Raw genomic sequence first — 22,657 nt, 5'->3', positions numbered from 1 at the left:
GACGGGGGCCAACCCTGGCCGCCAACGCACTCGCCGAGGGCACGCTCCCCTGTGCTAAAGGGAGCGTCCATGCCCAAGATCCGCAAAATCCTCATCGCCAACCGCGGCGAAATCGCCGTCCGGGTGATGCGCACCTGCAAGGAGCTCGGCATCGCCACGGTGGCGGTCTACTCCGAGGCGGACCGCTCCGCCCTGCATGTCCGCACCGCCGACCAGGCCTTCCTGGTGGGCCCCCCGCCCTCGCGTGAGAGCTATCTCGTGCAGGAGCGGATTCTGGAGGCCGCCAAGAAGGCCGGCGCGGATGCCATCCACCCCGGCTACGGCTTCCTCTCGGAGAACGCGTCCTTCGTGCGCGCGTGCGAGAAGGCCGGCATCACCTTCATCGGCCCGCCCGCCAGCGCCATGGACGCCATGGGCGAGAAGACGCGCGCCCGCCAGAACATGATCAAGGCCGGCGTGCCCGTGGTCCCCGGCACCGCCGAGCCCATCCCCACCGTCGAGGAGGCCCGCGCCTACGCCGAGAAGATTGGCGTGCCGGTGATGCTCAAGGCGGCCGGTGGTGGCGGCGGCAAGGGCATGCGCAAGGTGGAGCGGATGGAGGAGTTCGAGTCCTCCTGGCGCGCGGCCAAGAGCGAGGCGATGAACGCCTTCGGCAACGACGCCGTCTACATCGAGAAGTACCTCGAGAAGCCGCACCACGTGGAGATCCAGGTGTTCGCCGACCAGCACGGCAACACCATCCACCTCAACGAGCGCGAGTGCTCGGCGCAGCGCCGCCACCAGAAGGTGGTGGAGGAGACGCCCAGCCCCATCCTCACCCCGGAGATGCGCGCGAAGATGGGCGAGGTGGCGGTGAAGGCCGCCAAGGCCGTGGGCTACGTGGGCGCGGGCACGGTGGAGTTCCTCGTCGACGTGCACCGCAACTTCTACTTCCTGGAGATGAACACCCGCCTCCAGGTGGAGCACCCGGTGACGGAGTGGGTGACGGGGTTGGACCTGGTGGCCTGGCAGATCAAGGTCGCCGAGGGCGAGAAGCTCCCGTACACCCAGGCCCCCACGCCCAACGGGCACTCCATCGAGGTGCGCATCTACGCCGAGGACCCGGCGCGCAACTTCATGCCGAGCCCCGGCCGCATCAACTACCTGCGCGTGCCCGGTGGCCCGTACCTGCGCGACGACTCGGGCGTGTTCCCCGGGTACACGGTGCCCAACACGTATGACCCCATGATCTCCAAGCTGTCCGTGTGGGCCCCCACGCGGCGCGAGGCCATCGAGCGGGCCAAGCGGGCGCTGACGGAGTACGTGGTGAAGGGCATCACCACCAACACGCGCTACCTCAAGGGGATCCTCTCGCACCCGGAGTTCGCCGGGGGCGACTACGACACGAGCTTCCTCACGCGCGAGCACGAGACGCTGCTGGGCAAGGGCGAGGATCCGCAGCTGACGGAGGCCGCGGTGCTGGCGAGCGTGGTGTACGCGTACCAGCGGGATCAGAAGAAGGCGAAGACGCTCACCCAGGCGCCGTCCGAGGGTGGCAAGGGCGGCATCTCGGCGTGGCGGCAGGCGAGCCGCCGCGGGCGCTAACTCCACGGGGAATCGATTCCAATGCGTTACTTCGCGAAGCTGCAGGGACAGAAGGAAGCGGTGCCGGTGGACATCGAGTCGGCCGGAGAGAACCGCTTCAAGCTCACGCACAACGGCAAGACGTTCCTGGTGGACGCACTGACGCTGGACCACGGCGCGGTGTCCATGCTGGTGGATGGAACGTCCTACGGCGTCGAGTTCGACGAGCAGGGCGACGAGGTGCTGGTGATGGTGCGGGGGCAGGTGAACCGCATCGACGTGGCGGACGAGCGGCGGCTGCGGCTGCGCGCGGCCACGGCGGGCTTCTCGGTGGAGGGCAAGCAGGTCATCTCCGCGCCCATGCCCGGCAAGGTGGTGAAGGTACTGGTGAAGGTGGGCGACGAGGTGAAGGAGGGCCAGGGCCTGGTCGTCGTCGAGGCGATGAAGATGGAGAACGAGCTGAAGAGCCCCAAGGCCGGCAAGGTGGTGGAGCTGCCGGCCAAGGAAGGCACCGCGGTGGAGATCAACGCGAAGCTCGTGGTGGTCGAGTAGGACCCTTCAGCCAGGTCCGCCGAAAGCGTGCCGCTGGGCAGATGTCCTGACACACGGCCATTTCCCCTCGCGGCCATTTCCCCTCTCCCTTCGGGAGAGGGACGGGGTGAGGGTATCGGGTGTACCCGGGTTGAACCCACTGTCCCCACTGCGGGGCACGGGTTCGAGAACGGATCCGGGCACCCTCACCCTGACCCTCTCCCGAGGGGAGAGGGGACAGTCATCAGGTTCACGGCCTCGAGAGGAACGTTCCCAGGACACGCCGCGCCGCGAGCGTAGGGGTCGCACGGCCCTCTCGCACGTCGCGCTCCAGGGCGGGCCCCAGCTCGGCCACGCCGGGATGCGCATGCAGGGCGGCGCGCAGTCCGTCCTCGATCATCGACCACATCCACTGGACCTGCTGGACCCTGCGGCGCTGCTCCAGCGCTCCCGACGCCCGCTGGGCCTCCAGGCGTTTCTCGATGGAAGACCACACGCGCTCGATGCCCGTGTTCTCCAGCGCGCTGCAGGTCGTGATCTCGGGCTCCGCGCCCGGACGCATCAGGTGCAGCGCCGCACGATACTCGGACCGCGCCCGCTCCGCGCGGATCGCGTTGTCTCCGTCCGCCTTGTTGATCGCGAGCATGTCCGCGATCTCGAGGATGCCGCGCTTGATGCCCTGCAGCTCGTCCCCGGCGCCCGCCAGCATGAGCACCAGGTAGAAGTCCACCATGTCGGCCACGACCGTCTCCGACTGGCCGACACCCACCGTCTCCACCAGCACCACGTCGAAGCCGGCGGCCTCGCACAGCAGGAGGGTCTCGCGCGTCTTGCGGGCGACGCCGCCCAGGGTTCCGCTGGAGGGGCTGGGACGGATGTACGCAAGGCTCTCGCGCGACAGCCGCGCCATCCGCGTCTTGTCACCCAGGATGCTCCCGCCCGAGACCGTGCTCGAAGGGTCGATCGCCAGCACCGCCACGCGCTTGCCGAGCCCCACCAGGTGCATGCCGAGCGCGTCGATGAACGTGCTCTTCCCCACGCCCGGCACGCCGCTGATGCCCACCCGCAGCGCCGCCCCCGTGTAGGGCAGCAGCCGGGTGAGCACCTCCTGCGCGAGGGCCTCGTGCCGGGGGTGCTCGCTCTCGATGAGCGTGATGGCACGGGCGAGCATGGCGCGCTCGCTCGCGCGGACGCCCTCCACGTACGCGTCGGCCGGCAGGGGCTTCAAGCATCCCCCAGCGCGGCGTCGAGCTTGTCGAGCAGCTCGGTGGCCGCCTTCGCGATGACCGTGCCCGGGCCGAAGATCGCCGCGGCGCCCGCCTCCCGCAGGGCCTCGTAGTCCTGGGTGGGAATCACGCCGCCGACCACCACCATGATGTCCTCGCGGCCCAGCTCCCGGAGCGCCTTCTTGAGCTGCGGAACGAGCGTCAGGTGGCCCGCGGCGAGCGAGCTCGCGCCGACGATGTGCACGTCGTTCTCGACGGCCTGGCGGGCGGACTCCTCGGGCGTCTGGAAGAGCGGACCGATGTCCACGTCGAAGCCGAGGTCCGCGAACGCCGTCGCGATGACCTTCTGCCCACGGTCGTGTCCGTCCTGGCCCATCTTCGCGATGAGGATGCGCGGACGCCGCCCGTGCTTCGCCAGGAACGCATCGGCCCTCTCGCGCGCCCTGACGATGCCCTGCGCGTCCTTGCCCGCCTCGCTGGAGTACACACCCGAGATGCTTCGCACAGTCGCCTCGTAGCGCCCGAAGACCTTCTCCAGCGCCTCGCTGATCTCTCCCACCGTCGCCTTGGCGCGCGCCGCGTCGATCGCCAGCGCGAGCAGGTTGCCCTCGTTGCGCTGCGCGGCCTGGGTGAGCGCCTCGAGCTTCTGCTTCACGTCGGCCGGGTTGCGCTCGGCACGCAGCTCGCGCAGCCGGGCGATCTGCGCCTCGCGCACCGCGGTGTTGTCCACCTTGAGGATCTCCAGCGACTCCTCGCGCTCGAGCGGGTACTTGTTCACCCCGATGATGGCCTGACGGCCCGAGTCGATGCGCGCCTGCGTCCGCGCCGCGGCCTCCTCGATGCGCAGCTTGGGCAGGCCCTTCTCGATGGCCTTGGTCATGCCTCCGAGCGCCTCGACCTCCTGGATGTGCGCCCACGCCTTCTGGGCCAGCTCATGGGTGAGCCGCTCGACGTAGTAGCTGCCGCCCCACGGGTCGATCACCCGCGTGGTGCCGCTCTCGAGCTGGAGGTAGAGCTGGGTGTTGCGGGCGATGCGCGCGCTGAAGTCGGTGGGCAGCGCGATGGCCTCGTCGAGCGAGTTGGTATGCAGGCTCTGGGTGTGGCCCTGGGTGGCCGCCATCGCCTCGATGCACGTGCGGACCACGTTGTTGAACACGTCCTGCGCAGTGAGGCTCCAGCCGGAGGTCTGGCTGTGGGTGCGCAGCGCCATGCTCTTGGTGCTCTTCGGGTTGAAGCCCTTGATGAGCCTGGCCCAGATCATCCGGGCCGCGCGCATCTTCGCCACCTCCATGAAGAAGTTCATGCCGATGGCCCAGAAGAACGACAGGCGCGGCGCGAAGGCATCCACGTCCAGCCCGGCCGCGAGCCCCGTGCGCACGTACTCGACGCCGTCCGCGAGGGTGTAGGCGAGCTCCAGGTCCTGCGTCGCCCCGGCTTCCTGCATGTGGTAGCCGCTGATGCTGATGCTGTTGAAGCGCGGCATCTTCTCGGCCGTGAAGCGGAAGATGTCCCCGATGATGCGCATCGAGGGCCCGGGCGGGTAGATGTACGTGTTGCGGACCATGAACTCCTTGAGGATGTCGTTCTGGATGGTTCCGCTGAGCTGCTCGGGACGGACGCCCTGCTCCTCGGCCGCGACCACGTAGAGCGCGAGGATGGGGAGCACCGCGCCGTTCATCGTCATCGACACGCTCATCTGATCGAGCGGGATGCGATCGAACAGGATGCGCATGTCCTTGATGGAGTCGATGGCCACGCCCGCCATGCCCACGTCGCCGGTGACGCGCGGGTGATCGCTGTCGTAACCGCGGTGCGTGGCGAGATCGAAGGCGATGGAGAGACCCTTCTGACCGGCCGCGAGGTTGCGGCGGTAGAAGGCGTTGGAGGCCTCGGCCGTGGAGAAGCCGGCGTACTGCCGGACGGTCCAGGGCTGCTGCACGTACATGGTCGGGTACGGGCCGCGGACGAAGGGCGGCAGGCCCGGCATCGTCCCGAGGTGCTCGACGCCCTGGAGATCCTCGGCGGAGAACACGGGCTTGACGGGAATGCCCTCGGGGGTGAGCCAGGGCTCGGCGCGCTGCGTGCTCTCCTGGGCGCGCTGCCGCAGGGAGTCACGCGCGGACGCCGGCGAGAGCGTCTCGGGGGCGTCGAAGTCGATCTCCGCGAAGTTCGGCACGTTGGGGCGCATCAGGACACTCCGAGCTGCTTGTGCAGCGAAGACAAGGTCTCGAACAGGTCGGCCCCCGCGTAGACGAACAGGTCGACCCCCGCCGCGCGGAACGCGGCCTCGTGCTCACCCGGGCGGCCCGCGACGGCCACGATTCGTCCGCTCTGCTGCTTGAGGGCAGCGGTCAGGGCCGGAACCCACTCGGGGTACATCGCATCCGGACCGGAGATCACCACGAGCGGGGCTCCGGAGGCGGCGATGAGCGAAGCGGCCTGGGCCACATCGGCGAAGCCATGGTGCTGCACCGGGTCGATGCCTCCCGCGGCCAGCGCATTGGCGATCCACATCGCACGGGCCGTGTGCTCCGCCACCGTGCCGAGGTTGGCCATGAACGCCCGGGGACGATGCCCGTGCGCGGCGAGGTAGCGGTCACTGGCGTCCCGCAGCGACTCGAAGGGCTCGGCCACACGCACCGGGCGCAGCGGCGTCATCCGCAGCTCGGCGAGCCCGGCTGGCGCGGGGCTTGAGGCCTCGGACGCGCGGGGGGTTCTGCTCACGGACTGCTCGTCGAGGTTCGGGAACTCGCTCACGCCCACGATGGGCAGGCGGCGCGTGCGGATGGCCTTGCTGCGGGCCGCCACCGTCTCCGCGAGCACCCGGGCGATGTCACCCTGCACGAGCGCGGCCGCCATGCCACCGAGCGCCTCGATGCGCCGCAGCTCGGTCCAGGCGGCGCGGGCGATGTCGTGGGTGAGCTGCTCGATGTAGTAGCTGCCGCCCGCGGGGTCCGCGACGCGGTTCAGGCTCGATTCATCGCGCAGGATGAGCTGCGTGTTGCGGGCGATGCGGCGCGAGGACTCGTCGGGCAGCCCGATCGCCTCGTCGAAGGGGGACGTGGTGATGCTGTCGGCCCCGCCGATGACGGCCGCGAAGGACTCGGAGGTCGAGCGCAGGATGTTCACCCAGGGATCCCGCCGCGACTTGGTGGCGGCCGCGGTGCGGGCGTGCAGCGCCATGGCCTGCGCCTCGGGAGAGCCACCCGAGGCCGCGACGGCCTTGGACCACAGGAGCCGCGCCGCACGGAGCTTGGCGATCTCGGGGAAGAACTGGCTGCCCACCGAGAACGAGAACTGGAGGGAGCGGGCCGCGTCCTCGGGCGAGACCCCGGCACGCTCGAGCCCGCGCAGGTACTCCACGCCGGTGGCGATCGCCCAGGCCAGCTCGTGCACGGACGTGGCGCCCGCATCGGCGTAGGCCCGCGTCGAGACGAGCAGCGCGCGCAGCCCCGGAGAGCCCTTGCGCGTGGACGTGACGAGCGGGGCCGCTTCGGCGAGAGCCGCCTGGAGCCCGCTGCGCAGCGCGCCCGTGCGAGCCAGGACGCCGAGCGGATCCACCCCGAGGCAACCCCGCAGCGACTCGCGCGGAGTCTGGGTGCGCTCGGCGGCGTGGAGCAGGAGGGCCGCCGCGGACGGCGCGTTGTCCTCGGGCTCGAGGTAGACGGGCGTCTTGGAGAGCGGGACCTGGGCGAGCAGGCGCTCCATGCCGGAGGCGTCACGCACCTGGATGCCCTGGGTCTCGCCGAGGCGGAGCCAGAGGCCCGAGACGCCCCGCTCGAGATCGACCCGGATGGCCTCGGCGGCGGTGGCCACGTCGGGCTCGCTGTACTCCTGGCAGACGAGCCAGCCGCCTTCCGTCAGGCCCAGGGGGTGCGTCCCACGCAGGAAGGGGGCGACGCCCGGCGGCTCGGGAGGTGCGGCCGGGCCCGCGTCCTGCGGTGAGTACAGCGGCTGAAGCGTGAGGCCCCCCTCGAGTGCGGACTGGAGCGACGTGAAGGGTTTTCCCTTCAGGTCCTTGTCCACGAGGCGACGCCACTCCTCGACCGAGGTGGGTGGAAAGTCCTGGGCGATGTGAAGAGGGGTTTGCGACATGCTGCGTCCTCGAATCGGTGGCGGGGGGGCCTGGCTCACGAGTGGGGCCGGTTGCCTCTTAGGTCCAATCAGCCCATGGGGCAACGGTGCCCCGTCGGCCGCCCTATCCTTCTTATACGCACCATTTTTCTACGTTCTTGGACGGCCTTTGGGCCTCGAACGCGCCGACCGCTGGCACACCCGGCTGCCCTTCCCGCTTCTTGCCTCCACCCAGGCCGTGGCTTAATAGTGAATGGCTCATTCACGAATGTGGGAGGTGCGGGATGGCGCAGTACCTCAAGGACGAGGTCCAGGAGGCCATCCTGGCGGCCGCGCTCGAGGTGTTCGCCCGCAAGGGCTTCCGGAGCGCCAGCATGGCGGAGATCGCCTCGGCCGCCCGGGTGTCCACCGGCAACATCTACCGCTACTTCGAGAACAAGAGCGCCCTCTACGAAGCCGCCGTCCCCGGCACGTTCGTCACCACCTTCCGGCGCCTCCTGCGGCAGCGCGTGGAGGCGGCCCGGGGCGTGAAGGACCTCCGGAAGCTGGAGCCCGGCGCGCCCTATCGCCTGCTCTCCGAGGAGGTGCTGGCCTTCAGTCTGGGCAACCGCCTGCGCGTCGTCGTGCTGCTCTCGAGCCCCGAGGGCACCCCGCATGAGCACTTCGCGGAGGAGCTGGTCCAGTTCCTGCTCGAGTCCGCCACCACCCACTTCCACGCCCGGCCGGCCCCCCCCACGCGCTTCGCGCTCGAGGAGCTGTACCGCAACTACGTCACAACGTTGGGGCGCCTCCTCCGTCACTTCGAGCAGGAGCGGGACATCCGCGAAGCAGTGGAGGCGCTCTCCCGCTACCACCTGACCGGCCTCACGGCTCTCTTCGAGCCCTGAGCAGGCAAGGGGCCAGGCCCGCTCGGGAACCGTCGCACTCCAAAAAATGAATTGGCTGTTCACTTATCAAGGAAGGCACTGATGACGAGCCAGCTGAGCAGAGGCGTGGACACCCGGTCGCTGCTGTACCGCATCCTCGAGAGCCCGGAGCAGGTCTCGGCCCTCCAGCAGCTGCCGCCGCCCACCCTGGCGCGCCTCATCCACCACGTCGGGCTGGAGGATGCGGGGGAGCTGGTGGCACTCGCCACGACGCAGCAGTTGGCGCGCATCTTCGACGAGGACCTGTGGCACAGCACGCGTCCGGGCCGGCAGGAGCGCTTCGACGCGGAGCGCTTCGGCCTCTGGCTGGAGGTGATGCTCGAGATGGGGGCGGACCGAGCGGCGGCCAGGCTCGCGGAGATGGACGAGGACTTCGTCACGTTCGCGCTGTCCGGCCAGCTGCTCGTGCTGGACATGGACGCGCTGACGATGAACCGCCTGCGCCAGGGCGAGGCGCGGGAGGACGAGTCCCTCGTGGACAAGGCGCTGGAGAGCAGTCTCAGCCAGGAGCTGGACCGGTTCCTGCTCATCTCCCGCCGGCCGGAGTCGTGGGACGCGGTGCTCACGGTGCTCGTCGCCCTCGACGAGGCGCACCATGAGCTGCTCACGCGCCTGCTCGAGCGCTGCTGTCACCTCGCCTCGGAGCTCATCGAGGACAACGGCGGGCTGTACGCGGTGCTCACCACCGCCGAGCAGCTCGAAACGGACGTGTCCCAGGCGCGCGAGGAGCGGCGGGAGCGCGAGGGCTTCGTCTCCCCCACGGACGCGGCGGCCTTCCTGGGCCTCGCGAGGTCCGGGCGCGTGGGAGACGATCCCATCACCCGCGGCTACACCCAGGGGAAGCGGGAGGCCGCACCGTCCGGGAAAGCCGCCCCCACCCTGCCCCTGCTCCACCTCCTCCAGGCGGCGGAGGTGCTCACGGCGCAGCCCCCCGTGGCCCTGCTCGGCCCGGGCAGCGGCACCGGGACGCCCACCTCGGCCACGGCCATCCGGGACGCGCTGGCCTGGCTCCAGGACGAGGCTCCCGAGGCCTTCTCGCGGTGCATGGGTGAGCTGGGCTACCTGGCCAACGTCCTCGTCTCCGGTTGTAGCCACTCGGGCCGGCCCTTGCGCGCACTCGAGGCGGCGCAGGTGGCCATCGCCACGTGCAACCTCGGGTTGGAGGCGCACCCAGAGGCCCGCGCGGACCGCTCGTGGGCGGGGGGCATCCTCGCGCGGGAGGGGCTCATCCCCGCCTTCGGCCAGGGGTGGCGGGTGCTCCACGAGGAGGTGGTGCTGCGGAGCGCCTGCGCTTTCAACGCGGCCCTCGACCGCCGCGTCCCCGCGGAACGGGGAGAGGCCACGCGGGCACGCGCCCAGCTCGCGCGGGACATCGCCGCCGGCAAGCCCTGGGCCTCCCGCAAGCGCTGGGTGCACTTCGCGCCCTTCCTCTCGAAGGCCGCGTTCGCCGCGATGCGGGAGCTGGTGGACGAGTGCCCGGCGTTCAACGGGGCCTTCCTCGCCACGAGGAAGCAGGTGGAGGCGGCCCGGCGTCGGGTGGGGGAACTGCTCGCGCCCTGAGCACCGGGCCTGGACGCCCGCTCCTCTCTGGAGCGGGCCCTCCCGGTGAAGCGGTGACTACGGCATGGGCCGCGACGTGGCGGACGGCGCCTCGGGCATCTCGGGCCAGCCGTTGCGCCAGAGGATGGGGTCCACCAGCAGGTAGCGCCCGGTGTGGCCGCTGTCCCACGCGTGATAGACCATGGTCGTGGTGCCCGCGGGCGAATGGACGACCGAGCCATGCCCCGGGCCGACCCACGTGCCATTGGTCTTGAGGATCGGCGCGCCGAGCTTCGTGTACGTCCCCAACGGGCTGGTCGCACGGGCGACGCCAATGGCATAGCGGCCGTCGTAATAGGCGTTGCCGCTGTAGAAGAGGTAGTAGTAGCCGTCCTTCGCGACGACCCACGGGCCCTCGACGACGCCGCCCTCCCAGGCGAGGTTGTTGGAGATCAGCGTCCTGCGCGTGCCGACCAGCGACTTGCCATCCGCCGAGAGCTGCTGACCGTAGATGGGCGTCGGCTGACCCACCGCGTTGCCGTCCGCCTTCCACACGAGGTACCGCACCCCGGCGGTATCCACGAACGTGGTGGCGTCGATCATCCCCATGGCCGAGTCGTGCACGAGGGGAGCGCCGATGTCGGTGTACGGTCCGAGCGCGCTCGTGGCGGTGGCGGCACCGATGGACAGCTTTCCGTCCACATGACGCGCGGTGTAGTACGCGATGTAGCCCGTACCGACGCGGTGGATCTCCGGCGCCCAGTAGTCGCTCTTGGCCCACGTGGGCTTCCGGGCCGACGGGAAGATGACGCCCGCGGCCGACCAGTTCACCAGATCCTTCGAGGTGCGGAGCGGAAACGCGTCGGTGGCATTACCCGACGTGCAGGTGGCGATGTACTGGGTCCCATCATGCACGACGCCCGGATCGGCGCAGCCGGTGGGGTACACCGGGTTCTTGTAGAGCCCGCCACACTCCGTGTACCGGAACGACATGGCGCACGCGTTCGAGCCGGTGAAGTACGGCGTCCAGGTGTTCGAGAGCGTGGCGTAGGAGTTGGTGCCCTCGTTGACGCACGCGCCATCCCAGAACACGCGCCCACCCGCGTCGTCGTACATCGCCGGGTGCGACGGGTGGATCCACGAAGCGCCATACGTGATGCGCGTCGAGCACGAGGACGTGGTGGCGCACGTCGAGTCGAACGCCAGCACGCACGAGTCGAGGCCGCGGAAGTACGGCTTCCACCCGTTCGAGAGCACCACATAGGAGTTGATGCCGTCGTTGTAGCAGGTGCCGTCCCAGGTCACCGGACCGGCCGCGATATCGAACTGGGCCGTGTGCCCCGACGGACGCATCCACGCGTCGCCGTAGGTGATCTTCGTGTCACATGCGAGACCTGCCTCGGTGCTCGCCATGGCCGCGGCCTCGGCCTCCGCCTCGATGGGCGTGACCTCTCCGCCGCATCCGAACAGCAACGCCGGGACGGCGCTCGCGATGGCGAGGGCCGGAACGAACGGGTGTTTCCTCATGAAGACAATCTCCGGGAGGGCGGCGTCTCCGCGCCGCCAGGTGGGAATGGAGTGGAGCTCTCCCTGTAGAGACCCTGAAAACGGGCTCATCCCATGAAATTGGGAAAACATTCAAATCCGGAGGGATTGCCCGGTCCCTCCGGAGGACACACCCTCATGGGCTCAATCCTTTCGAGGGGTTGTGATCCGCTGGTAAGGTCGGCGCCCCCGTGACCCGGGCAGGAGAATCGGATGGAGATGCTCTGCACCCTGCGCAGCCTGACGGACACCCAGCGCCAGAAGCTGCTCGAGCACCCCGGCAAGCTCGAGGAGTTCATCGACGACGAGGAGGACTTCGGAGACGCGGAGGGCGCGCGCTTCCTGGACCTCGACATCGGTGAGACCTGGCACGGCCTGCAGTACCTGATGACGGGCACGGCCTGGGAGGGCAAGGCCCCGCTGGACTTCCTGGTGCGCGGAGGCCAGGACGTGGGCGACATCCCCTCGGACGAGGGCACCGCGCGCGTCTTCACGCCGGACCAGGTGAAGGCCCTCTCCAAGGCGCTCGGCGAACTCTCCGAGAGCACACTGCGCAAGCGCTACGACCCCGCGCGCCTGCAGGAAGAGGACATCTACCCGGGCTTCTGGGAGGAGCCGCCGCCGGACCTCGACCCCGAAGAGGAGCTGTTCTCCTACTTCGAGGAGCTGAAGAAGTTCGCGGCCACCGTGGCGAAGCGCGGCCACGGCCTGCTCGTGTTCATCGGCTGAGCGGGCTCACCCGGCGAACACGTCGCGGCCCAGCTTGAGCACCAGCGCCGTCACCACCAGCAGCACCACCTTGCGCACCAGCTTGTCCCCGCCCCGGACAGCCAGGTGCGCGCCAATCCACCCGCCAGTGAACTGGGCCGCCGCCATGGGCAGGGCCACGTACCAGAGCACCAGGCCCCGGTAGGCGAAGAGGCTCACCGCCGCGAGGTTGGAGGCGAAGTTCACCACCTTCGCGTCCGCCGAGGCCTTCGTCAGCCCGTGCCCCAGCAGCCCCGAGAAGGCGATGATGAGGAACGTCCCCGTCCCCGGCCCGAAGAAGCCGTCATAGGTGCCGATGAGCAGCGCGATGACCGAGCCCAGCGCCAGCAGGCGCTTGCGGGGAGGCTCCGGCCGCTCGCCCGGCGGCGGCCCCCGGCGGAAGGCCAGGAAGGCCGCGACGATCACCAGCAGGGTGAGCACCAGGGGCTTGAGGACCTCGGGGCGCATCAGCAGCACCAGCCCCGCGCCCAGGAACGAGCCCACCAGCCCCAACGGAAAGGTGACGGCCGCCAGCTGCTTGTTCAGTAGCCCCGCCCGGTAGAAGCGCACCAGCGCCGCGAACGAGCCGAACACCGACTGTCCCTTGTTGGTCCCCAGCGCCACGTGCGGCGGCAGGCCGGTCGCCAGCACAGCGGGCAGCGTCACGAGCCCTCCTCCACCGGCGATGGCATCCACCACACCCGCCGTGAGGGCCGCGACACACAACAGGACGATTTCGAGCACCGAGACTTCCACGAGCGGCCACCTACCATGTCCAAAGCTTGCGTGCGCGCCGACTCTGGGCGTCAATTCGGGCAACGCCCCCCGCCGAGGTCCCCGCCCTGCTCACGTCTCTCGTCTCCGTGATGACCCTCGTGCTGCTGTCCGCCGCGCCCGCGGACCCGAAAGGGCCCACCTGCCGCGCCATCGACGGACACGTGGCCTGCGGCTACCAGTGCAAGTCCGACGGGCGCCGCGTGCAGTGCGCGCAGACGCCCCAGGGCACCTGCCAGATTCTCGACGGCCAAGCCGTCTGCTTCGACCCGCCCCCCCACATCGTCCGCATCTACGGCAGCGCCCTGCCCGAGCCCGAGTGCAAGGTCATCGACGGCCAGGTGGCCTGCGGCTACCAGTGCGCCACGCAGCCCGGAAAGGTGAAGTGCGCGCGCACTCCCGCGGGTGCGTGCGCCGGGCGCAACGACGACATCGTCTGTTTCGATCCGCCCCCCGAGGTGTACGCCGTCCACGGCAAGGACACGCCTCGCGCCGAGTGCCGCAGCAACGGCGTGGAGAGCGTGTGCGGCTACAAGTGCACCTTGGGCGCCGGGAAGGTGGCCTGCAACAAGACGCCCATGGGCGCCTGCAAGAGCGATGGCATGCAGCTCACCTGCTTCGACCCGCCCGCCGAGGTGCTCTGCGCCTATGGCAAGAACCTGCCTGCCCTGCAGTGCCAGCTCAGCGACGGCCAGCCGGTGTGCGGCTACGGCTGCACCAAGGCCTATTCCAAGGTGTCCTGCGCGGCCACCCCCAAGGGAATGTGCAAGGTGTTCGATACCGAGGTCTACTGCTTCGACCCGCCGAGCGCCCAGGACGCCGACCCGGCCTGCCTGAGCCTCATTGGACTGGCCTCGCTGGAGGCTCCGTAGCAACCACGTTAGCAACCACGGTGGGACCGGGTTAGGGTGCCTCAGGCACACAAGGAGCGACATCCGAGATGGCGGAGGGAGAAGTCCGGCAATACTTCGTGCGGAACGAACAGGGGACCATCTGGGGTCCGCTCGCCCTGCCGACCATCGAGTTGCTGATCGATAACGGCATCATCCAGGGTCGGCTCCAGGTGTCCGAGGACGGCATCAACTTCGCCTTCCCCGGGCGCTTCCCGCACCTCCGCGATTCCTTCCCTCGCGAGACGTGGGGCGACGTCGTTCCCCCGGGTCCGACCATCCCCGCGGCCCCGCCCGCTCCCGCCGCGGCTGCTCGTGCCGTGACCCGGCCTCCCGTCGCCGGGGCGGGTGTGCCCGTCGCTGGCCCCGGTGTCACCCGGCCTCCCGTCGCCGGAGCAGGTGTGCCCGTCGCGGGCCCTGGTGCCGTTGCCCGGCCTCCCCCTCCCGGAGCCGGTGTCCCTGTCGCGGGCCCGGGTGCCATGACCCGCCCCCCCGTACCGGGCGCGGGTGTGCCCGTCGCGGGCCCCGCCGTCACCCGTCCTCCCATGGCCGGTGCGGGTGTGCCCGTCGCGGGCCCCGCCGTCACCCGTCCTCCCATGGCCGGTGCGGGTGTGCCCGTCGCCAACCCCGGGGCCGTGCCTCCGGGTGCTCCCGCCGCCCGTCCGCCTCCCGCCGCGCCCGCGCCCGGTGGAACGCCCGCCTCGGCCGCCCCACGCCCCGCCGCGCCCGGTGCACCCGCGCAGCCCGCTCCGGCGGCGCCTCCCCCGGCCGCCGCTCCGGCCCCGGCCGTCGCGCGCCCCTCGGCCACCTTCGCCTCGGTCGCCCCCGCCGCCCCCGAGGAGCCGCCTCCCCCCAGCGGAAAGCTCGAGACGCACTCGCCCGTGCGCCTCTACAGCCTCATCGCCGCCGGCAACCACACGGGGCTGCTCACGCTCACCCTCGCCGACTGCGCCGTCAGCATCCACTTCCGCAAGGGCAACCCCGAGTTCATCGACTCCACCCACCCCGACGACGCGCTGGGCACCTGGCTCCTCCAGGCGAAGCTCGCCACCGCCGAGCAACTCCAGCAGGCCGAGTCCGCCCGCGGCCGCTTCGGCGGCGAGCTGCTCGCGGCCCTCTTCGGCCTGGGGCTCCTCCAGCCCGCCTCCGCCTTCACCCAGCTCGCCCACCGCGCCCAGGCCATCCTCCTCAAGGGCCTGCGCGCCGAGTCCGGCTCCTTCACCTTCGAGCCCAAGGAGCTGCCTCCCGCCAAGGCCATGCCCCTGGGCAACAAGTGGGCCGTGCTGAGCGACCTCGTGCGCCGCATCCCCAGCACGGACCTCCGCCGCCGCCTGCAGCCCGTGCTCAACCTGCCGGTGATGAAGGCCAACGGGCGCGTGGCCACCGGTGACCTGCGGCTCACCCCTCACGAGGTGCGCGTGCTCGCCCTCATCGACGGGGTGCGCTCGGCGGGCCAGCTCCTCAACGACCTGCCCCAGGACGCCGACCACCTGCTGCGCATCGTGTTCCTCCTCAAGGAGCTCGATGGGGTGTCCTTCGCCGCCGTGGCCCCGCGCGTGGCGGCTCCGCCTCCCACGCAGCCCAACGCCCCGGCCGCACAGCCCGCCGCCAAGACGGCCCCCCCGGTGGCCCCCGCCGCCAAGACGGTGCCCCCGCTGGCCCCCGCAGCGAAGCCGGCCACGCCTCCCGCCGCCGCGCCCCAGGCCGCCGCCCGTGCGGTCACGGCTCCCGGTGTCGCCCAGGCTGGCGCCGCTCCCCAGGCCGCCGCGCCCCGTCCCGCGGTACCGCCCTCCGCCGCCGCTCCGCAGGCCGCGGCGAAGCCCGCCTCGCCTCCTCCCGCCGCTCCGCCCGCGGCGAAACCGGCCGCTCCCGCCGCCGCCGCTGCGCCCGTGGCGAAACCGGCCGCTCCCGCCCCCACCGCCCCGGCCCCAGCCGCCGCTGGTTCCGCACAGGCCGCCAACGAGATTCCCGCCCTCCGGGAGCTCGCCGCGAAGATGAAGGAGCAGAACCACTTCGAGCGGCTGAACCTCGGCGCGGACACCAACGGCCCGGCGGTGAAGATCGCCTACTTCAAGCTGGCCAAGCAGTACCACCCGGACACGCTGCCTCCCGGCGCGCCTCCGGAGCTGGAGAAGCTCAAGGCCGACATCTTCGGCTACATCGGGGATGCCTACCGCGCGCTCTCGGACGACAAGAGCCGCGCCGCGTACATCGAGGAGCTCAAGACCGGCGGCAGCAAGCCCTCCCAGGTCGACGTGGAGGCCATCCTCAAGAGCGAGGAGCTCTTCCGCAAGGCCGGCCTCTACATCAAGGCCCGCAAGTTCGCCGACGCCGCCAAGCTGCTCGACGAGGCCATCCAGCTCAACCCCGAGGAGCCCGAGTTCTACGCCTGGCGCGGCTACGCCCGCTTCTTCACCTTCGAGGACAAGAAGGTGGGCTACAACGAGGCCTACAAAGACATCCAGCTGTGTCTGAAGCAGAACGACAAGGTGGCCTCGGGGCACTATTTCCTGGGGGTCATCGCCAAGCTATGCGGTGACAACCACGGCGCGCTGAAGCACTTCCAGAAGACGGTGGAGGTGCAGCCCAATCACATCGACGCGCAGCGGGAGATCCGCATGGCGGCGCAAGCGGCGCAAAAGAAGTAGGGTGCGCCACCCCGGGAGCGCCTCCGAGCGCTCCCCTACACGAGGAGAAGCATCTTGCCGTTGACCGGAAAACAGCGCCGCCACCTGCGCGGGCTGGGACACCACCTGGAGCCGGTGGTCATCGTGGGCTCGTCAGGCGTCACCGAGGGCGTCATCGCCGCCGTCGAGCAGGCGCTGCACGACCACGAACTCATCAAGGTGAAGATCAACGAGGGCCCGGAGGACCGCCACGAGGCCGCCAAGAAGCTCGCCGAGGGCACGGGCGCCGAGCTGGCCCAGCTCCTCGGCCGCACCGCCCTGCTCTTCAAGAAGCGGGACGAGGATTCGAAGTTCGAGAAGCTCGAGAAGATCTGAGCCCGCTGTTCAGCGCGTGAAGCCCGCGGCCCGGGCGGCCTCATCCGCCCCCGTGGCCAGCCGCTCCAGCAGCGCGGGGCCGAAGTACTGGCGGCGCGACTCACCCTCGCCCGCCTCCACCCGCTCCGGCGTCTCCACGTAGCCCACGTACCCGTCCGCCAGCCCCAGCACGCCCGTGGCCCCCGTGCGCCGCACCAGCAACGCTCCCGCGCCCACCGTGGGCTCGCCCGGCACCATCACCAGCTCCAGCGGCCCCAGCGTCAGCGCCCCCACCTCCGCCGTCCGCGAGGACGAGGCGCACAGGAAGTTGTCCCCGGCCGCCCGCGAGTAGGACGGCACCAGCCGCGAGGCGTCCGGCCTCGGCAGCGCCACCTCCACCCGCGCGAAGGCCAGCCTCGTGCTCCCGGCCTCCACCGGCGCCGTGCGCTCGGCCAGCCCCGCCACTGCCCGCGCGTACCCCAGCACCTTCTCCACGCCCTCGCCCTCGTCGAAGGCCACCGACACGTCGCCCCCCGCGCCCTGCAGCACCAGCGCCACCCCACCCCGCTCCTCGCGCAGCAGGCTCAGCCGCCCCGGCCAGTCCGGGTCCACGAACTCCCGCTTCCTCGGCACCATCGCGGGGTGCGCGGCGAACACCAGCAACTCCGCCACCGGTCCCTCCGCGCCCCTCAGCACCGCGCGCGTGAGGGCCCCAGCCGGAGCCTCTCCCCCCGAGCGCGAGCGCACCAGGCCCGGCTCCTTCGCTTCCCCCACCTCCAGGGTGACATCGGCGAGCCGCGCCACCGACTGACGCAGCGCCTCGCTGGCCCCGGCCACCGCCGCCTCCAGCGCCGCCTTGCGGAAACGCCCGGTGCCCGCCAGTTGCGACACCAGCCGCGGGTCGTATCCCCCGAAGGACGAGTGCGCGTGCGTGGCCACCACCACCACCTGCTGCAGTCCCAGGCCCGCGGCCCGCTCGCGCACCGCGGCCACCAGTTCGTCGGGTACCAGCAGCAGCTCCAGCGACACCAGCCCCACCTTCACGTTCCCCGCGGCGAGCACCACGGCCCGGGCCTGGGGCGCGGGGTCCGCCTGGCTGGCCTCGGGGCGAGGGGGCCCATAGCCGGCCACCACCACCGGGTAGGGCGGAGCCAGGGGCACCTTCGCCGCCCCGGCCTTCAGGGGACCCTCGGCCCTCGCCTGCTCGAGCACCACGGGAGCGCGCTCGCCCCACCGCCCGCACCAGTTCCAGGACGCGAGCGCGTACGCCGAGCCCACCGTCAGGAGCATCAGGGGAAACAGGGTGCGCAGCCAGCGCCGCGAGAGGAGAGTCATGAAGAGGGGAAGCCTACCTCCAGACAGGGAATTCCAGGGGCCTGTCCGTCCGCCCGCTCCTTTCCCACATCCCCTCCCGGAATCCCGTGGAGGAGGCGGCCGTTCTCCAGTTCCGTTCGGCACCCGAAGGGGGTAAGGCTCGCGCCATGTGTGGGATCTTCGGAATCGTAGGTAACCCAGAGGCGTCCAACCTCACGTACCTCGGCCTGCATGCCCTGCAGCACCGCGGGCAGGAGTCGGCCGGCATCGTCGCCTCGGACGGCCAGAATCTGCTGGCCCACCGGGAGATGGGGCTCGTGGCGGACATCTTCAACGCGCCGGTGCTCGAGAAGCTGCCGGGCAACGCGGCCATCGGCCATGTGCGCTACTCCACCGCGGGCGTCAGCCAGCTCAAGAACGCCCAGCCCCTCACGGTGGAGTACGTGGGCGGCCAGCTGGCCGTGGCCCACAACGGCAACCTGGTGAACGCGCAAGAGCTGCGCACCCAGCTCGAGGCCGACGGCGCTATCTTCCAGTCGGACTCGGACACCGAGGTGGTCATCCACCTCATCGCCCGCTCCAAGCAGCCCACCTTCGAGAAGAAGGTCATCGAGGCCCTCTCCAAGGTGAAGGGCGCCTACAGCATCCTCTTCCTCACCGACAAGAAGCTGGTGGCGGTGAGGGATCCCAACGGCTTCCGCCCGCTGGTGCTCGGCATGCTGAAGAACAGCTGGGTGCTGGCCAGCGAGACGACGGCGTTGGATCTCATCGAGGCGGAGTTCCTGCGCGAGCTCGAGGCCGGTGAGATGGTGGTCATCGACGAGACGGGCCTGCACGCCAGCCAGCCCTTTCCGCCCACGCGGCTGGGCCGGTGCATCTTCGAGCACGTGTACTTCGCCAAGCCGGACTCGGTGCTGTTCGGCACGAGCGTGTACGAGACGCGCAAGGAGATGGGCCGGCAGCTGGCCAAGGAGCAGCCGACGCCCGGAGCGGACCTGGTCATCGCGGTGCCGGACTCGGGCGTGCCCGCGGCCATCGGCTACGCGCAGGCGAGCGGCATTCCGTACGACGTGGGCCTCATCCGCAGCCACTACGTGGGCCGCACCTTCATCGAGCCCCAGCAGTCCATCCGCCACTTCGGCGTGAAGCTGAAGCTGTCGGCGGTGCGCCAGGTGCTCAAGGGCAAGCGCGTGGTGGTGGTGGATGACTCCATCGTGCGCGGCACCACGAGCCGCAAAATCGTGAAGATGCTCAAGGCGGCCGGCGCGCTGGAGGTGCACCTGCGCATCTCCTCGCCGCCCACGCAGTGGCCCTGCTACTACGGCATCGACACGCCGAGCCGGCAGGAGCTCATTGCCTCCAGCCACAGCGTGGAGGAGATCGCCCGCTACGTGACGGCGGACACGCTGGGCTACATCTCCATGGAAGGCCTGGGCAGCGCGGTGGGAGACAAGGAGCGCACCACCTTCTGCACCGCGTGCTTCTCCGGCAACTACCTGACGGGCGACCTCAACCCGGGCGCCACGACGTCCGAGTCCGCTCCGAAGCTCGCCAGCGCCTGAGGCGCGCCCGCGTCCCTTCCACTCCTCCTGGGCAGGCGGCCTGACGAGCGCACGCCCTCCCGGGAGGTTGGCGTGGAGGATGATGCATAGGTTGCAGCGCATGGGGCGTGCGCTGGTGGCGGGACTCGCGGTGGGCGCCGGTCTGGGGGTGCTCGCGCGACGCGGGCTGGACCGGCGGATGGCCTTCGGCCCGTGGGGCTCGCTGGGCAGGGGCCTCCCCGGAGGGGTGGACTGCGTTGGCCTCGCGCTGATGCAGACGACGGCGACCTCGATGGTGGGCGGAAACCGCCTCGCGTGGCGGGACAACGGCGAGGTGTTCACCGCGATCGAGGAAGCGTTCCGCGCCGCGCGCCACAGCATCCACGTCGACGTTTACATCTGGAGGCCGGGGCAGCCCGGCGAACGCCTGGCCGAGCTCGCCTGCCGCCGGGCGCGGGAGGGGGTGGCGGTGCGCATCCTCGTCGACCCGATGGGGAGCCCCGGCTTCGCCCAGCAGCTCTACCCCCGGCTGGTGGAGGCGGGCTGCGAGGTGCACTACTTCCGGCCGCCCATGCAGCACCCCTTCGCCTTCACCGGGCGCAACCACCGCAAGCTCGTCGTGGTGGATGGGCGGGTGGGCATCACGGGTGGCTTCGGCATCGCGCCCGAGTGGAACGGCAACGGGCTCTCTCCGGACGGCTGGCGGGACTCGAGCGTGGAAGTGGAAGGGCCCGTCGTGCGGCAGATGCAGGTGGCGTTCGCCAACCACTGGCTGGAGACGGGCGGCCCGATACTGCCCGCCGCGGAGTTCGAGCGAACCCGGCCCGCCGGAGACGCACGCGCCGCGTACGTGACGAGCACCGACGTGAAGGGGCTCTCGCATGCCCGGTGGGTGACGCACATCGCGCTGGCCGCCGCACGGCAGCGTGTGTGGATCGCGAATGCGTACTTCGTCCCGCCCCCGCAGGTGCTCGGCGCGCTGTGCGCACGCCCGGCCCTGGGAGTGGACCTGCGGCTGCTGCTGCCGGGGCCCTACCAGGACCACCCGAGCGTGACCTTCATCCAGCGCCGCTTCTACCGCCACCTCGAGCGCAGCGGCGTGCGGGTGTACGAGTACCAGCCCTCCATGATGCACTCGAAGACGATGCTGGTGGACGACCGGATCGTCGTGGTCGGGTCCATCAACCTCGACTTCCTCTCGATGGAGTACCTGGAGGAAGGCACGCTCGTCGTGGACGACCTCGCGTTCGCGGCGGACTTCGAGGAGCGCTGGCGGGTGGACATGTCGCGCTCGCGCCAGGTGACCTCGGGGGGCCGGGTGCGGAATCCACCAGGGCAGGAGCTGGAGCCCCGGCTATTCACCGGCGCCCTCTGACGAGTCCTCTGTCTCCACGTCCGTATCGAGCTCGACGGCCCTCTTGCGCTCCTCCCAGGCTTTCAGGGTCGACGCCACGTGGTGGAGGGAGTGGCGCTTCAGCCTCGGGTGATGCACCGCGAAGTAGTGCTCCCCGACGATTGCCACGAAGGCATAGGGGTTGGCTGGGTGGCTCTTCAACCACGCCTCCGCCTCCTCGCGCGTGGCGAACGAAGGTGTCTCTGGAGGGATTCCCCTCGCTGTCAGCGATTCCAGCGCCGGCTCGATGGGATCATCGCGATACATCCCGCGCGTGTTGTCCTCACGCATATACCAGAATTGGTAATACTCATCGCCGATGAGGATGCGGACCGGGCTCGGTGGCTCCGCGACGCTCTCCATCCAGGCCTGGGCCTCCTCATGGTTGGCGAAGTGCGCGATGGCTATCGGGGCGTAATCCCATCGATTGACGAAGAACTCCTCGGCCTCATCGAGTTGTCCCGTCTCAACGATGAAGTTGATGAGGGCGATGAGAACGCGCACATGCTGCTTCTGTTCGGGCTCGGGTGTTTCGCCCAGCGTCTCGAGCAGCAACTCCATCGCCGGTTCCGCGAGCCCCCCCTCGTGATTGCCCAGACGTGTGCTGACGGAGGGGCGTTCCGCGGAAAGCTCTCCCCTGAGGAAGTCTTCGAACCGGTAGACCTGGCCTGTCACGCGGACGAAGTCGTCGAGCATCCGCACATACCCCCAGAGCTTCACTTCCTCGCGCCGGCCCTTCGCCTCCGCTGCTCGCCTCCGGGCGCCGATGAAAAGCACCACGTCTGTAAGCTGCTCATGGATGGTCACCTGCACGCCCCCTCGAGCTGGATTTCAGGGGACATTTCCGGGGAGATTTCCGCCATGAGCAGGAGTGGCGCCAGAACGAGTGCCGCGCCTCCCGAGCCACCGACCACGACGCCGAAGGCCACACCAGCGATGACCACAACGGAGCCCACGGCAAGCTCTGCGCGATGTGTCTTGAGCCAGTCAATGGCAAGTTCTATCGAGTCGAACTCAGCGGCGTACTCCTCTGCCCACTCACCGCGGCCCCTTATGCATTGAGCAAGAGCATCCATACAATTTTCCCTGCACCACCACCCCCTGGCGATGCGCCAAGGTTGTGCCCGGGTGTCCATGTATTTGCGGCCATCAATCGTGAATGGCCTGCCACTTCTGGGGCAGTCATTCATGCACTGGTCATATCGACCCTGGCAATACGCATCCAAACCCGACGAGGAGACACGCACGATGTCTCGACGGATGTTCCTCGTCCCCATGGCGTGCTGGAGCTTCGTCAGATCGAATTCCTTCAGCGGAACCCAGGCGTGCACCACCTGCCCATCTGCCTGTTCCTCGAGAACGATCACGTACCTGGCCAGGTCTCGGGGGCCCGCCGGTCCGACCGCCGGGGCGTGTGCCGCACTGCAGGAAACGAGCACAAGGGCAAGGCTCACCGCCGTTGCCCTCTGTGTCACCGAAGCCGTTCTCATGGGAACAGCATCTCGCGAATGGCTCCATGGGGAAACCACCTGGAGCAGTCCTCACGCCAGACTGTGTCCGCCCCGAAGCTCGCCAGCGCCTGAGCCGTCCGAGGCCCCTCCCCTCGCGGGAGG

18 protein-coding genes are annotated in these 22,657 nt (G+C 70.0%); 10 read left to right on the top strand and 8 right to left on the bottom strand.

All coding sequences use genetic code 11. The features are described 5' to 3' along the window. Nucleotides 1-69 precede the first annotated feature (69 nt). Together accC and NR798_RS08205 are read left to right on the top strand one after the other, a co-directional pair. Nucleotides 70-1,584: an acetyl-CoA carboxylase biotin carboxylase subunit gene (gene accC / locus NR798_RS08210; protein WP_375770875.1), complete on the top strand. Its 1,515-nt coding sequence runs from the start codon at nt 70-72 to the stop codon at nt 1,582-1,584. A 21-nt stretch (nt 1,585-1,605) separates the two neighbouring features. Continuing rightward, nucleotides 1,606-2,115: a DUF2118 domain-containing protein gene (locus NR798_RS08205; protein ID WP_375770874.1), complete on the top strand. Its 510-nt coding sequence runs from the start codon at nt 1,606-1,608 to the stop codon at nt 2,113-2,115. A gap of 229 nt (nt 2,116-2,344) precedes the next feature. Here the strand turns inward: NR798_RS08205 and meaB are convergent, their stop codons facing one another. From meaB to NR798_RS08190, 3 genes are read right to left on the bottom strand one after another with little or no spacing between them, the layout of a single operon-like run. Beyond that, nucleotides 2,345-3,322 carry a methylmalonyl Co-A mutase-associated GTPase MeaB gene (meaB, locus tag NR798_RS08200; RefSeq protein WP_375770873.1) on the bottom strand — a complete coding sequence of 326 codons (978 nt, stop codon included), beginning with the start codon at nt 3,320-3,322 and terminating at the stop codon, nt 2,345-2,347. Beyond that, nucleotides 3,319-5,508: a methylmalonyl-CoA mutase gene (gene scpA / locus NR798_RS08195; RefSeq protein ID WP_375770872.1), complete on the bottom strand. Its 2,190-nt coding sequence runs from the start codon at nt 5,506-5,508 to the stop codon at nt 3,319-3,321. The genes meaB and scpA overlap by 4 nt, the downstream gene beginning before the upstream one ends. After that, on the bottom strand, nt 5,508-7,415 hold the full coding sequence (locus tag NR798_RS08190; protein WP_375770871.1) for a methylmalonyl-CoA mutase family protein: 1,908 nt from the start codon (nt 7,413-7,415) through the stop codon (nt 5,508-5,510). Before NR798_RS08190 ends, scpA begins: the two co-directional genes overlap by 1 nt. A 263-nt stretch (nt 7,416-7,678) precedes the next feature. Between NR798_RS08190 and NR798_RS08185 the strand changes: the two genes are divergently transcribed. After that, the gene (locus NR798_RS08185; RefSeq protein WP_375770870.1) at nt 7,679-8,281 is read left to right on the top strand and encodes a TetR/AcrR family transcriptional regulator; all 603 of its coding nucleotides are present in this window, start codon (nt 7,679-7,681) and stop codon (nt 8,279-8,281) included. Between the two features lie 81 nt (nt 8,282-8,362). Further along, complete coding sequence (locus NR798_RS08180) at nt 8,363-9,880, top strand: DUF6178 family protein (protein ID WP_375770869.1); 1,518 nt, start codon at nt 8,363-8,365, stop codon at nt 9,878-9,880. Nucleotides 9,881-9,937: 57 nt separating this feature from the next. Here NR798_RS08180 and NR798_RS08175 read toward each other — a convergent pair whose 3' ends face one another. Beyond that, nucleotides 9,938-11,386 carry a glycoside hydrolase family 43 protein gene (locus tag NR798_RS08175; protein ID WP_375770868.1) on the bottom strand — a complete coding sequence of 483 codons (1,449 nt, stop codon included), beginning with the start codon at nt 11,384-11,386 and terminating at the stop codon, nt 9,938-9,940. 231 nt (nt 11,387-11,617) lie between these two features. Between NR798_RS08175 and NR798_RS08170 the strand changes: the two genes are divergently transcribed. Beyond that, nucleotides 11,618-12,133 (top strand): YfbM family protein, encoded by a 516-nt coding sequence (locus tag NR798_RS08170; RefSeq protein ID WP_375770867.1) that lies wholly within the window; start codon nt 11,618-11,620, stop codon nt 12,131-12,133. A 6-nt stretch (nt 12,134-12,139) separates the two neighbouring features. Here NR798_RS08170 and NR798_RS08165 read toward each other — a convergent pair whose 3' ends face one another. Further along, nucleotides 12,140-12,895 carry a TSUP family transporter gene (locus NR798_RS08165; protein WP_375770866.1) on the bottom strand — a complete coding sequence of 252 codons (756 nt, stop codon included), beginning with the start codon at nt 12,893-12,895 and terminating at the stop codon, nt 12,140-12,142. A 122-nt stretch (nt 12,896-13,017) separates the two neighbouring features. On the opposite strand from NR798_RS08165, the gene NR798_RS08160 reads away from it, so the two are divergent. The 3 genes from NR798_RS08160 (at nt 13,018) to yhbY (ending at nt 16,817) form a co-directional block, all read left to right on the top strand. Then, the gene (locus NR798_RS08160) at nt 13,018-13,797 is read left to right on the top strand and encodes a hypothetical protein (protein ID WP_375770865.1); all 780 of its coding nucleotides are present in this window, start codon (nt 13,018-13,020) and stop codon (nt 13,795-13,797) included. A 68-nt stretch (nt 13,798-13,865) separates the two neighbouring features. After that, on the top strand, nt 13,866-16,463 hold the full coding sequence (locus NR798_RS08155) for a DUF4388 domain-containing protein (protein WP_375770864.1): 2,598 nt from the start codon (nt 13,866-13,868) through the stop codon (nt 16,461-16,463). A 54-nt stretch (nt 16,464-16,517) separates the two neighbouring features. Beyond that, nucleotides 16,518-16,817 (top strand): ribosome assembly RNA-binding protein YhbY, encoded by a 300-nt coding sequence (yhbY, locus tag NR798_RS08150; protein WP_375770863.1) that lies wholly within the window; start codon nt 16,518-16,520, stop codon nt 16,815-16,817. A 9-nt stretch (nt 16,818-16,826) separates the two neighbouring features. Here yhbY and NR798_RS08145 read toward each other — a convergent pair whose 3' ends face one another. Beyond that, complete coding sequence (locus NR798_RS08145; RefSeq protein ID WP_375770862.1) at nt 16,827-18,131, bottom strand: hypothetical protein; 1,305 nt, start codon at nt 18,129-18,131, stop codon at nt 16,827-16,829. Nucleotides 18,132-18,277: 146 nt separating this feature from the next. On the opposite strand from NR798_RS08145, the gene purF reads away from it, so the two are divergent. Together purF and NR798_RS08135 are read left to right on the top strand one after the other, a co-directional pair. After that, nucleotides 18,278-19,672 (top strand): amidophosphoribosyltransferase, encoded by a 1,395-nt coding sequence (gene purF / locus NR798_RS08140; protein ID WP_375770861.1) that lies wholly within the window; start codon nt 18,278-18,280, stop codon nt 19,670-19,672. A 79-nt stretch (nt 19,673-19,751) separates the two neighbouring features. Next, nucleotides 19,752-21,026 (top strand): phosphatidylserine/phosphatidylglycerophosphate/cardiolipin synthase family protein, encoded by a 1,275-nt coding sequence (locus tag NR798_RS08135; RefSeq protein ID WP_375770860.1) that lies wholly within the window; start codon nt 19,752-19,754, stop codon nt 21,024-21,026. Here NR798_RS08135 and NR798_RS08130 read toward each other — a convergent pair. Then, nucleotides 21,006-21,857, bottom strand: coding sequence for a hypothetical protein (locus NR798_RS08130; RefSeq protein WP_375770859.1), 852 nt, complete (start codon nt 21,855-21,857; stop codon nt 21,006-21,008). The genes NR798_RS08135 and NR798_RS08130 overlap by 21 nt on opposite strands. After that, nucleotides 21,848-22,411 (bottom strand): hypothetical protein, encoded by a 564-nt coding sequence (locus NR798_RS08125; protein ID WP_375770858.1) that lies wholly within the window; start codon nt 22,409-22,411, stop codon nt 21,848-21,850. The genes NR798_RS08130 and NR798_RS08125 overlap by 10 nt, the downstream gene beginning before the upstream one ends. Between the last annotated feature and the right edge of the window lie 246 nt (nt 22,412-22,657).

Origin of the sequence: Archangium gephyra, from assembly GCF_042230915.1 — a bacterium.
Lineage (GTDB): Bacteria > Myxococcota > Myxococcia > Myxococcales > Myxococcaceae > Archangium > Archangium gephyra_B.
This window is presented reverse-complemented; position numbering and strand designations above follow the sequence as displayed.